The sequence below is a fragment of the Bacillus sp. TH30 genome (assembly GCF_016650875.1).
In the GTDB taxonomy this organism is placed as follows: domain Bacteria; phylum Bacillota; class Bacilli; order Bacillales; family Bacillaceae_G; genus Bacillus_A; species Bacillus_A mycoides.
This window is the reverse complement of record NZ_JAEKEY010000002.1, coordinates 2,794,468-2,806,750: the sequence shown is the minus strand read 5'-3', so window position 1 is coordinate 2,806,750 and position 12,283 is coordinate 2,794,468. Positions and strand designations below refer to the sequence as shown.

The window sequence follows — 12,283 nt, the reverse complement described above, 5'->3', positions numbered from 1 at the left end:
GTTGTTTACGGAATCATCCAAGTTAAATAGTAAGCCTGCACATACGTCATAATCCCAACAATAGTAACGAAGAATAAACTATGCTTCAATGTAAAGCGGAACAAATCTGACTCTTTCCCAGCAAGTCCAACTGCCGCACAAGCAATCGCAATTGATTGCGGAGAAATCATTTTACCCGTTACACCGCCCGTTGTATTTGCTGCAACAAGAAGCACTTCAGATACACCGACTTGCTGCGCTGTAATTGCTTGTAAATTCGAGAACAGTGCGTTCGCTGACGTATCTGATCCTGTTAAGAATACGCCAATCCATCCTAAGAATGGTGAGAAGAACGGGAATAATCCGCCAGTTCCTGCAAGTGCTAACGCTAATGTAGAAGATAGACCAGAATAGTTTGCGATAAATGCGAATCCTAATACGAATCCAATAGATAGAATTGGCATTTTTAGTTCGTTTAACGTTTCTTTAAATGTTGCTACTGCATCTTTTGCACTCATTTTCAAAATAAAGATAGAAATGATACAAGCAATTAAAATTGCTGTTCCAGTCGCTGATAAAATATCTAATTTCAAGATTGCTTCATAAGGTGTTGGTTTATTTACAATTGGCTCTGCTTTCATTACTAAATTGTGCAAGCCTGGAACTTCAAATTTAAATACGAGACTTTCTAAAGCGCCGCCCGGAGCGAATAACGCTTTAAAGAAACTCTGGCTCCAGATGACTACCATCACAGTCAAAATAATGAACGGAGACCACGCTTTTACTACTTTTCCTACCGTTAGTTTCGGCATAGATGTCGCCGTCGTCGCCGCGGCTACTTCACTATTCGCTTGCTTAGTTTGATAAACTTCTTTCGGCTGCCAAACTTTTAAGAATAGCGATAAACTTACTAAACTTACAAGCGCTGACGTAATATCCGGAAGTTCTGGTCCTAAAAACGTCGCTGTAATAAACTGTGTAATTGCAAATGAACTACCCGCTACAAATAAAGCAGGCCACGTTTGTTTTACTCCTTTAAAGCCATCCATTAAAAATACGATAAAGAACGGAACAAATAAAGATAAGAACGGTAATTGATGCCCAGCCATTTGTCCAATTTTATGCGGATCAATGCCTGTTACTTGTCCAGCAACTGTAATCGGAATCCCCATCGCTCCGAACGCTACTGGTGCAGTATTTGCGATTAAACAAAGACCTGCTGCGTATAAAGGATTTAGCCCAAGGCCTGCCAGAAGCGCTGCCGTAATCGCTACTGGTGCACCAAATCCTGCTGCCCCTTCCAAAAATGCTCCAAATGAAAATCCAATTAAAATAACGAGTAAACGATGGTCATTCGTAATGGATAATACAGATGCACGAATGACATCAAATTGACCTGTTTTCACAGAAATTTTATATAAAAATACTGACATAATGATAATCCACGCAATTGGCCATAATCCGTATAAGAAACCGTATCCGGTCGCTGCCATTGCCATTGTGAATGGCATTTTATACGCAAATAACGCCACCAAAATCGTTAATACAACTGTAATAAATCCTGCCACATACCCCTTCATGCGGAAAACCGCTAAAGCTAAGAAAAAAAATATGATTGGAATAAGTGCGACTGCTGCCGAAATCCAAATGTTACCGAACGGATCGTAAACTTGTGTCCATGTGTTCATTGTTCTCTCCCCCTAAAGAATCCCCTTTTAAATAAGATATAACCTTATCAATAGACTACCAGGTCATCATACCTTTAAGTCTAAAAAATACAAAACGTTCAAGAAAACGTTTTCAATAATTTTATCACAACAATTTTCATTTAAAAAGATTTTTTCGAAAATTTCATCATTTGAAAAAGAAATCTTACAAAAGCGTCACGTTTTTGTAATGTTAATCGATAGGAAGGTTGCCAAATTTATCGCATACTAAAAGTATAACAACGGACATTACTTATGAGGTGATATATATGAACGGAAACAAAATATTAGCAGCTTTATCATACTTTAGTGTATTATTTGCACCTATCTTATTCCCTATTATCGTGTGGATTGTGGGCGATTCTGAAACGAAACCACATGCGAAACGTGCTCTATGGACACACATTATTCCAAGTATCGCAACATTTATTGGATTAGTTATTTTAGGAATTATGGGCATCGGATCTGATCAACCAGACGTAACACTTGGAATTGGAGCAATCATCGTCTTATGCATTTGCGGAATCATTAGCTTATACTACTTCATTTGGAATATCGTGAAAGGTATTAAGATACTGAAAGCTTAGTTTTAAACAAACGTTTGATTAAAAAGGAACTGTCCAAAAATTAATGTCGCATGATCGTAAATGAAATTTTATCGGCGATTCGACAAGGAATATCGACTTAACTACAAAATACGAAAAGAATAACCTACCTATTAATAAGAAAAAACCGTCCCAAAATACCTTTTGGGACGGTTTTTTTATCTTCTGCGTTTCTTCTTTTTTCTCATCATTTTCTTGCGGCGCGTATTCGCTTTATCCGCTATAATGTGGAGCGTACTCGCCACAACAATCCCCATTACAAACGTTACAATTTCAACCTCGTGTTCCTTCGCAATTTCTATTAAATTTCCACCGAATGCGATTATATTTAATAGGAATAAAAACGGAGAAAACACAATTAACATGTATGCAATACGAATAATATCACCAATTATAATCGTATGTGTGAAGAAGGAACGATGGGGCATTACGCTCCTATATGGATACCAAAAAATACGGAGGAATCCCCATTTATTATACGCATTACTGTACGTATCTAAATCCGGTGTTAAAAATGAAGTACCTACTAAAAAGCCAATTGCAAAAGTTAATAAAAAATCAAAACTTGTTAATCCATACGAAAAGAGCATAAACAAAACAACCGGAAGGGATATTAAGTTTATTTTCGTATGCGTTCTTCCTGATGGCATAATGCACTTCCTCGCTTACGTTCGCCCTGTCATCCTATGACAGTTCTCACCTATTGATCTAATTTTTGATCGATAAATGATGTGTCTATATCCGAACCAAACCATTCTGCCAACTTCACTCGTGCCTTATCTTTCACATCTTCATTTACGTATATCGATGCTTGTAATAGTGCGGCCATTAACGCACCTAAATCATCCGTATAACCGACTCCAGCAATGAAATCTGGAATGGCATCAATCGGTGCAATGAAATAAGCAAGTGCTCCGATTACAATAATTTTCACTCGTTTTGGAACATCCGGTCTTTGCAACACGTAAAACAACAATAAACTCGCATAGATTACCGACTGCCCTGCCTGCTTCGCAACATGTTTTATTTTCTTCCAAAACGCTTCAACTGAAAATTTTTGTTTCATTCAAAAGCCTCCCTATTTTCAAAAGAAATAAGCTACAATATGTTATGTTATCAGTAAAAGTTCATCAAAATTACACATAATCTATCAATGAAATTTCATTGTAACAAACAAAACCAAAAAGAACAAGTGTTCGTTAATTTTTTCATATTTTCCTTCATATAATAGTTTTCTAGACAACCACTTAAAGATTTCTATTCCATATTTCTCAACCAAAAAACTTTCAATTCCACTTAACATTCTTTTCTATTTTTGTTATATTTTCTAGTTGACGGGCATATAAACGAATGTTAAAGTTTTCTCTGGTAGTGACAAATCACATACAAAAAATGTAAAATGTTATAGTGTTTCTCAGAAATGAATTTTGTTGTATAATACAGAAATGACGTTATGCTTATGAGCAGCACAAGAAACCAAAAAGGGTATGCATAGTTAAAGTCGTATATGGGTGAATATAGAAACTCTAATTATGGCCAATAAAACTATGTATTTTTTATTTTAACATTTTTCGCTCCAAAATCGACCAAGCCTGATAGAGAAAGGGTGGAAATGAATGAAAGAAACCATGAAATCACAATTTCAAAATGTGCGTTTTACTTTATTCGTAGCTTTGGCCGTATGGCTAAAATCCTACATCATTACACGCACTAGCTTCGATTTAAAACTTGAATCTTTCATGCAAGAATTCATTTTATTCATTAGTCCATTAGCAGCATCATTACTGTTTGTGGGTCTTGCATTATTTGCAAAAGGGAAAAAACGTAACTATATAGCACTAGGAATTAACTTTATCTTAACGTTCATTCTTGTTGGTAACGTAATGTTCTACGGATTCTACAATGACTTCGTTACTTTACCAGTACTAGGACAAACGTCTAATTTCGGAAGTTTAGGCTCTAGTGTGAAAGAATTATTTAACTACAAAATCATCCTTGCATTTGCGGATATTATCGTATTCTTCGTTCTATTGAAGAAGAAGAAAGATTTTGCACCGACAGAACGTGTAGCGCGTCCGATGCGTTCCCTATACTTCGTGTCAACGGTTGCCATTTTCTGCGTAAACCTAGGATTTGCAGAAGCTGAGCGTCCAGAACTATTAACACGTTCATTCGACCGCGTTATGCTTGTTAAAAACTTAGGATTATATGTACACCAAGCATACGATCTTGGCTTACAAGCAAAATCAAGTTCACAAAAAGCGTTTGCTGATGGTAGTAAATTACAAGAAACAGAAAACTACGTGAAAACAACACAAAGTAAACCAGATCCAAATATGTTTGGTACTGCAAAAGGGAAAAACGTAATTGTTGTCTCTCTTGAATCATTACAAACATTCTTAATTGGTGCGCAAGTTAACGGACAAGAAGTTACACCATTCCTAAACCAATTTGCGAAAGAAAGTTATTACTTCGATAACTTCTTCCATCAAACTGGGCAAGGTAAAACGTCTGATGCTGAATTCTTAGTAGATACTTCAATGTATCCACTAGACCGTGGTGCCGTATTCTTCACACACGGTAATAACGAATATACAGCAACTCCAGAAATTTTGCGTCAGCAAGGATATCACACATCAGTATTCCACGCGAATAACGCAACGTTCTGGAACCGTAACATTATGTATCCGGCACTTGGTTATGATCGTTACTACAACGAGCTTGACTACAAAATTACGCCAGAAACAAAATTAAATTGGGGATTAAAAGATATCGAATACTTCGATCAATCTATCGATATGTTAAAACAAGTGAAGCAACCGTTCTATACTCGCTTCCTTACTTTAACAAACCATTACCCATTCACTTATGATGACAGTACGAAATTAATCGATGAATACAATTCTGGTGATGGCGTATTTGACCGTTACATGGTAACTGCTCGCTATTTAGACGAAGCAATGAAACACTTTATTGAGCGTCTAAAAGCAGAGGGTATTTACGACAACTCAGTTATCGTATTCTACGGTGATCACTATGGTATTTCTGAAAACCATAACCGTGCAATGGCACAGTTCTTAGGAAAAGAAGAAATCACTACATTTGACCATATGAACTTACAAAAAACACCGATGTTTATTCACGTTCCAGGTCAAAAAGAAGGTAAAACAATTTCAAAACCAACTGGTGAAATTGACATTAAGCCAACAATTCTAAACTTACTTGGTGTAGATTCTACGAATCAAATTCAATTCGGTCATGATGTATTCTCACCAGAAAATAAAGGATTCGTTGTTCTTCGTGACGGTAGCTTCGTTACAGATAAGTACATGTACACGAACAGTACATTCTACGATCGCCACACTGGTGAAGTTCTGCAGTTACCGAAAGAAGAAGCTCAACCACTTATTGATCGTGCACAAAACGAGCTAAATATGTCAGACAAAATTATTGAAGGCGACTTACTTCGCTTCTCTGAAAGTAACAAGATCAAAACTGGTGAAGTAAAGACAGCTATTAAAGAAGAAAAGAAGAGCGCTGAGTAATCTCAGCCTCTTTTTTTATTTTCTGCTATCCTTCCTCTCCTATTCATTAACTTTAAAATTACATAACCTTCACCTAATATTTACACCACATTAACGAAACATCTTTATAATAAAATATGTAAACGAGGTTCCACATATTTCTTATCTCTCATCTTTAATAAGATCCCTTAGAGAAATATGCGCATCATTTGTTTTCAACTTTTTTATAATTGTCTTTCCAAGTGTTTTGTTTGCATAAATGAAACCTTTAAAGACGATGTCCCTATGAAAGATAGCTACCCTCCTTGTGCAACATTCCATACGAATGTTGCTTTTTTTATTTCAAAAAGCAGGATTCTTATTTCTCATTTTCGAATTTGTATATACAAAATGCTATAAATCACCACTACTTCTCTATGATTTACAAATACATATACGTCATATGTAGAGAATTGCTTACATAAAAATTACTATAGTGATTTTTATTCATGTACTAACGAAAGGATGGGACGAAAATTGGCATACGAAAGATTTGTACTATGGAATGATGCAGTTATTGATACAACAAAACATCGCGCGTACATAGAACTTGAAGAAAGAGGTTTACAATTTGGTGATGGCGTCTATGAAGTTATTCGCCTTTATAACGGAAACTTTCACTTATTAGACCCACATTTAACAAGATTATATCGATCCCTTGAAGAAATAGAATTATCACTTCCTTTCTCAAAAGCCGAACTCATCATCTTACTCTACAAATTAATTGAAAACAATAATTTCCACGAAGACGGAACAATTTACTTACAAGTATCTCGTGGTGTACAAGCTCGAGCACATGCATTTTCATATGACATATCTCCGACAATCTATGCTTATATTTCAAAAAAAGAAAGACCATCTTTATGGATTGAATACGGTGTACGTGCTATATCAGAACCTGATACACGCTGGCTCCGCTGTGATATTAAATCGCTAAATTTATTACCAAATGTATTAGCTTATACGAAAGCTGAACGCAAAGGTTGTAAAGAAGCACTTCTCGTACGAAATGGTATTGTAACTGAAGGTAGCCACTCTAACTTCTTTCTTATAAAAAACGGAACACTGTATACGCATCCAGCCAATCACCTTATTTTAAACGGCATTATTCGTCAGTACGTCCTTTCTTTAGCTAACACTCTTCAACTTCCTGTAAAGGAAGAGCTTTTCAGCGTTCGCGATGTTTATCAAGCAGATGAATGCTTCTTTACGGGAACGACTATTGAAATTTTACCGATGACCCATCTCGATGGAACTGCGATTCAAGATGGTCAAGTTGGCCCTATCACCAAATTACTACAAAGGTCATTTTCTCAAAGCCTTTTAAAATCCAACAGCACATCTTCCTAAATACGAATAATCTTCTCATTTTCCACATCAAATATATGTATTTAAATGGAAATCAAGGTGCAGATTTATACCTTGATTTTTTTTTGTAACCTTTTTTTCATATTCAGATTACCACATAAGTCTTGACAGTAATCGACATGCTCTTTAGAATTTTTAACAGTTGGTAAATATTTCTTCACTACATTACAGACAGAAAGGAATCGACAAATTATGAAAAAATACCTTGCCGGTCTTGCGGCAGTGTCTGTAGCAGGAGGAGCAGCCCCTACACTTGATAGCGTTCAAGCTGCCCCTGAACAAAATACACAAAAAGCTGCTACACAAACTGTCCAAGCTTCCGCATCAAACAATTCATCATATACGGTGAATGCTAGCGTACTACACGTTCGTGCAGGATCAAGTACTTCTCACGACGTCATCTCTCGCGTTTATAATGGTCAATCATTAAACGTAATTGGAGAAGAAAATGGTTGGTTCAAAATTAACGTTAATGGACAAACTGGTTTTGTTAGTGGCGAGTTTGTATCAAAAAACGGAGCAACGAATAACAATGTAAGCACAGGTGGAAACAATAAAGTTACTGCTGATGTATTACGTGTACGTACAGCTCCTAACACTTCTAGTTCTGTTTCAGGACGTGTATATGAAGGACAAACTTTAAACGTAATTGGAGAAGAAAATGGTTGGGTGAAAATCAACCATAACGGACAAACTGGTTATGTTAGTAGCCAATTTGTATCAGGCGCTTCTTCAAATACTGGCTCTACAAGCAATAACAACAATAGTAACAATGAAGCAACTGTTCAACCAGCAAGTGGAAACTATACAGTAAATGTATCTTCCCTTCGCGTTCGTACAGGTCCTAGCACTTCTCATCCAACTGTAGGTTCTGTTAAACAAGGACAAGTAGTACAAGTTGTAGGCGAAGTTCAAGATTGGTTCAAAATCAATTACGCGGGACAAACTGCTTACTTAAGCAAGGACTACGTAACAAAAGGCGGTTCTAACGAAAACGTCACTCAAGGTAACAACCAAGAGCAAAATAATAATGGAACTGTTCAAACTGGTGGTACTTACGTTGTTAACGCAACATCTCTACGTGTTCGTACAGGCCCTGCAGCTTACCATAGTGTAATTGGCGGCGTGTTAAATGGTACAACATTAAACGTAGTTGGATCTGAAAACGGCTGGTTTAAAGTAAACTACCAAGGAAAAACAGGCTATGTTAGTAGCGAATTTGTAAAATTCGTTAAAGGTGGCACAGCTACTCCTGAACAACCGAAACAGCCTGAACAGCCAAAACAACCTGATCAAGGTGCAATTGGCGACTACTACATTAATGCTTCTGCACTAAATGTACGTAGCGGCGAAGGTACAAATTATAGAATCATAGGCGCACTTCCACAAGGACAGAAGGTTCAAGTAATCTCTGAAAACTCTGGATGGAGCAAAATTAACTACAACGGTCAAACTGGTTACATCGGAACACGTTTCCTATCTAAAACACCAGTTGGTGGCGCAGTAGATAATAAGCCTAACGACAACCAAAATAACAATCAAAATAATAACAACAATAATACTAATAATAGCGGTGACAGTTCTTCTCTACTTGCATACGCGAAATCTATGCAAGGCGTACCATACGTTTGGGGCGGTACTTCTGCTAATGGTGTTGACTGCAGTGGTTACATCTACCACGTATTTAAGAAATTTGGTCATAACATTAGCCGCCAAAGTGTTGCTGGATATTGGAGCAGCTTACCACAAACTTCAAGTCCACAACCTGGAGACTTAATTTATTTCAAAGATACTTATAAAGCAGGTCCTTCTCACATGGGTATCTACCTTGGCGGGGGATCATTCATCCAATCCGGAGATAAAGGTGTAGCAATCGCTTCATTAAACAACTCTTATTGGAAAAGCCATTTCTTAGGGTATACGAAAGCACCTTAAGTTATAGTTTCAGAGCCTTCTAGTTTACTAGAAGGCTCTTTTTAAAAGACTCAACATAGTAATCCCCTTTCATTCTCTCTACGAAAAAATTATGCGTTCATTCTCCTATTTCATACACTATATTCTATTGAAATTGCCCAAAACGTTATCATAATGAATATATTTCAACAAAAAACATAACCTATTTCATGTCTATTCATTTTATATGTGTTTTTTCAAAGAATTTTCTTTTTATTTAAACTTTTCGTTAGACGTTTGACCTCCGATGTCCATTATGATAAGTTACTTAAGATGTTATATTCGCAAAAGTATAGACAACTGGTTTATACACTTTTTTACTATGAGGAAGGAGCATACACTGCATGAATGTTTTATGGGGAATTGGCGGCGTGATTGGAGTATTAGCAATTGCTTTCTTACTATCTTCTAACCGCAAAGCTATTAATTGGCGCACAATTTTAATCGCGCTAGCATTACAAATGACATTTTCATTTATCGTATTGCGATGGGATGCTGGAAAAGCAGGCTTAAAAGTTGCTGCTGACGGCGTTCAAGGATTAATTAATTTTTCTTACGAGGGAATTAGGTTCGTTGCTGGGGATTTAGTCAACGCAAAAGGCCCTTGGGGATTTGTTTTCGTTATTCAAGCACTACTTCCAATTGTATTTATTAGTTCATTAGTTGCAATCTTATATTACTTAGGTATTATGCAGAAATTTGTTAGTATCGTTGGTGGTGCATTAAGTAAACTTCTTGGAACTTCTAAGGCAGAAAGCTTAAATGCAGTAACAACTGTATTTTTAGGACAAACAGAAGCACCAATTTTAATTAAACCATACTTAGCACGTTTAACTAACAGTGAATTCTTCACTATTATGGTAAGTGGTATGACAGCTGTTGCCGGATCAGTTCTTGTCGGATATGCAGCAATGGGAATTCCATTAGAACATTTATTAGCAGCTGCAATTATGGCAGCTCCATCAAGTTTATTAATTGCAAAACTAATTATGCCAGAAACAGAAAAAGTAGATAATAATGTTCAACTTTCAACAGAGCGTGAAGACGCAAACGTTATCGATGCAGCTGCACGCGGTGCATCTGAAGGTATACAACTTGTTATTAACGTAGCTGCAATGCTAATGGCCTTCATTGCATTAATCGCTTTATTAAATGGCTTATTAGGATGGGTTGGTTCTTGGTTCGATATTAAACTTAGCCTTGATTTAATCTTCGGTTACTTATTATCACCATTTGCAATCTTAATCGGGGTTTCTCCAGGTGAAGCTATCCAAGCAGCAAGCTTTATCGGTCAAAAACTTGCAATCAACGAATTCGTTGCATACGCAAACTTAGGACCACACATGGCAGAGTTCTCTGCAAAAACAAATATGATTTTAACATTCGCAATCTGTGGTTTTGCAAACTTCTCTTCTATCGCAATTCAATTAGGTGTAACAGGAACGTTAGCTCCTACTCGCCGTAAACAAATTGCACAATTAGGGATTAAAGCAGTTATCGCTGGTACACTAGCGAACTTCTTAAACGCAGCAGTCGCAGGTATGATGTTCCTATAAACTCATGTAAAGTCTCCTCTTTTGAAGTGCACCCCAATTGTTAGACACGGTCTAACAATTGGAGGTGCATTTTTTATGGCTAAATTTTCTTCAAAAGAAAAAATCCAAGCAGTGAAACGATATTTAGATGGTTCAGAGAGTGGAAAAACAATTGCTAAATCTATAGGAGTTACTCCTGTTTTAATTCGTGAGTGGATTAGACGATATGAATCTTCAGGTGAAAGGGCCTTTGACAAGTGCTATACATTATACCCAGCTCAGTATAAACTAGATGTACTTTATTATATGAATGAACACGGGACATCTATCAGAGAAACAGCGGCGCTTTTCAATATTCCGTCTTATGAAACACTTCGGAAATGGAAAATAGCCTATGAAACAGGAGGATTGGATGCCCTACAATCAAAGAAAAAGGGGCGTCCAACCATGAAAGATAAAAAAATAAAACCAGTAGTAGAAGGTTCAATAGAAGCACTACAAGCCGAAAATGAGCGTTTACGGATGGAAAATGCATATTTAAAAAAGTTGAATGCCTTAGTTCAAAACAAGGAAAAATCACCAAACAAGACAAAGCGCAAGTAATCTATGAGTTAAGGCATGAATTTCCTGTCAAGGAGTTACTTCAACTCGCAAACATTCCACGTAGTACGTACTATTACTGGATGAAACAGTTCAATCGTCCTGATCCAAATGCAGAAGTAAAAGAACTGATTCAAGCTATTTATAATGAACACGATGGGTGTTATGGGTATCGTCGTATTCGTGATGAACTTATGAATCGTGGACACAAAGTAAATCATAAAAAAGTGTATCGCCTTATGAAAGAATTAGGGTTAAAATGTCTTGTTCGTATGAAAAAATATCGCTCTTACAAAGGGACAGTTGGGAAAATTGCGCCAAATATTTTAAATCGCAACTTCCAAGCTGTAAAACCAAATGAAAAGTGGGTTACAGATATTACGGAGTTTAAGTTATTTGGGGAGAAGTTATACTTATCACCAATGTTGGATTTGTTTAATAGTGAAATTATTACCTATACAATTGGTTCAAGACCGACCTATTCCCTTGTTTCAACGATGTTAGATCAAGCTTTTGAACGTATAACAGATCTGGATAAACTCCTCATTCATTCTGATCAAGGTTGGCACTATCAAATGAAACAATACCGTCATTCTCTTAAGAACTGTGGCATTACTCAAAGTATGTCTCGCAAAGGAAACTGTTATGACAATGCCGTTATTGAAAATTTCTTTGGTATCATGAAATCAGAATTTCTGTATCGAAAAGAATTTGAAAGTATAACACATTTCAAACAAGAATTAGCAAAGTATATAGAATACTATAATCATAAAAGAATTAAGGCAAAATTAAAGGGTATGAGCCCGGTACAATACCGGGCTCATACCCTAGAGGCTGCCTAATGAAACGACCTGTCTAACTTTCGGGGGTCACTTCATTTTAAAGAGGAGGCTTTTTCATATAACATAAATATAATTTTCATATATATTAAATACTTTATGTATAGATGTATAGACGCTATGTTACAATAATTA

9 protein-coding genes are annotated in these 12,283 nt (G+C 36.5%); 6 read left to right on the top strand and 3 right to left on the bottom strand.

Features of this window, described 5'->3' with window-relative positions:
- Positions 1 to 5: 5 nt before the first annotated feature.
- Positions 6 to 1,667: an L-lactate permease gene (gene lldP, locus JFU20_RS16445; protein WP_201038752.1), complete on the bottom strand. Its 1,662-nt coding sequence runs from the start codon at positions 1,665 to 1,667 to the stop codon at positions 6 to 8.
- Between the two features lie 287 nt (positions 1,668 to 1,954).
- On the opposite strand from lldP, the gene JFU20_RS16440 reads away from it, so the two are divergent.
- Positions 1,955 to 2,272, top strand: a complete 318-nt coding sequence (locus JFU20_RS16440) for a magnetosome magnetite crystal formation protein family (protein ID WP_002089643.1) — start codon at positions 1,955 to 1,957, stop codon at positions 2,270 to 2,272.
- A 176-nt stretch (positions 2,273 to 2,448) separates the two neighbouring features.
- Here JFU20_RS16440 and JFU20_RS16435 read toward each other — a convergent pair whose 3' ends face one another.
- The gene (locus JFU20_RS16435) at positions 2,449 to 2,940 is read right to left on the bottom strand and encodes a metal-binding protein (RefSeq protein ID WP_002089644.1); all 492 of its coding nucleotides are present in this window, start codon (positions 2,938 to 2,940) and stop codon (positions 2,449 to 2,451) included.
- A 50-nt stretch (positions 2,941 to 2,990) separates the two neighbouring features.
- On the bottom strand, positions 2,991 to 3,356 hold the full coding sequence (locus JFU20_RS16430) for a YkvA family protein (RefSeq protein ID WP_002016186.1): 366 nt from the start codon (positions 3,354 to 3,356) through the stop codon (positions 2,991 to 2,993).
- 550 nt (positions 3,357 to 3,906) lie between these two features.
- Here JFU20_RS16430 and JFU20_RS16425 point away from each other — a divergent pair.
- The 5 genes from JFU20_RS16425 (at position 3,907) to JFU20_RS16405 (ending at position 12,151) form a co-directional block, all read left to right on the top strand.
- Positions 3,907 to 5,835 carry an LTA synthase family protein gene (locus JFU20_RS16425; RefSeq protein WP_002129972.1) on the top strand — a complete coding sequence of 643 codons (1,929 nt, stop codon included), beginning with the start codon at positions 3,907 to 3,909 and terminating at the stop codon, positions 5,833 to 5,835.
- A 483-nt stretch (positions 5,836 to 6,318) separates the two neighbouring features.
- Complete coding sequence (locus JFU20_RS16420) at positions 6,319 to 7,203, top strand: D-amino-acid transaminase (RefSeq protein WP_002016184.1); 885 nt, start codon at positions 6,319 to 6,321, stop codon at positions 7,201 to 7,203.
- A gap of 210 nt (positions 7,204 to 7,413) precedes the next feature.
- Positions 7,414 to 9,156, top strand: coding sequence for a C40 family peptidase (locus JFU20_RS16415; protein WP_002016183.1), 1,743 nt, complete (start codon positions 7,414 to 7,416; stop codon positions 9,154 to 9,156).
- Positions 9,157 to 9,518: 362 nt separating this feature from the next.
- Positions 9,519 to 10,730 carry a NupC/NupG family nucleoside CNT transporter gene (locus tag JFU20_RS16410; protein WP_002016182.1) on the top strand — a complete coding sequence of 404 codons (1,212 nt, stop codon included), beginning with the start codon at positions 9,519 to 9,521 and terminating at the stop codon, positions 10,728 to 10,730.
- Between the two features lie 75 nt (positions 10,731 to 10,805).
- Positions 10,806 to 12,151, top strand: a protein-coding gene (locus JFU20_RS16405) for an IS3 family transposase (protein ID WP_087947136.1) whose coding sequence is annotated in 2 segments (ribosomal slippage) — positions 10,806 to 11,247 and positions 11,247 to 12,151 — 1,347 coding nt in all. Because the reading frame shifts where the segments join, the coding sequence is not laid out codon by codon here.
- The last annotated feature ends 132 nt before the right edge of the window (positions 12,152 to 12,283 follow it).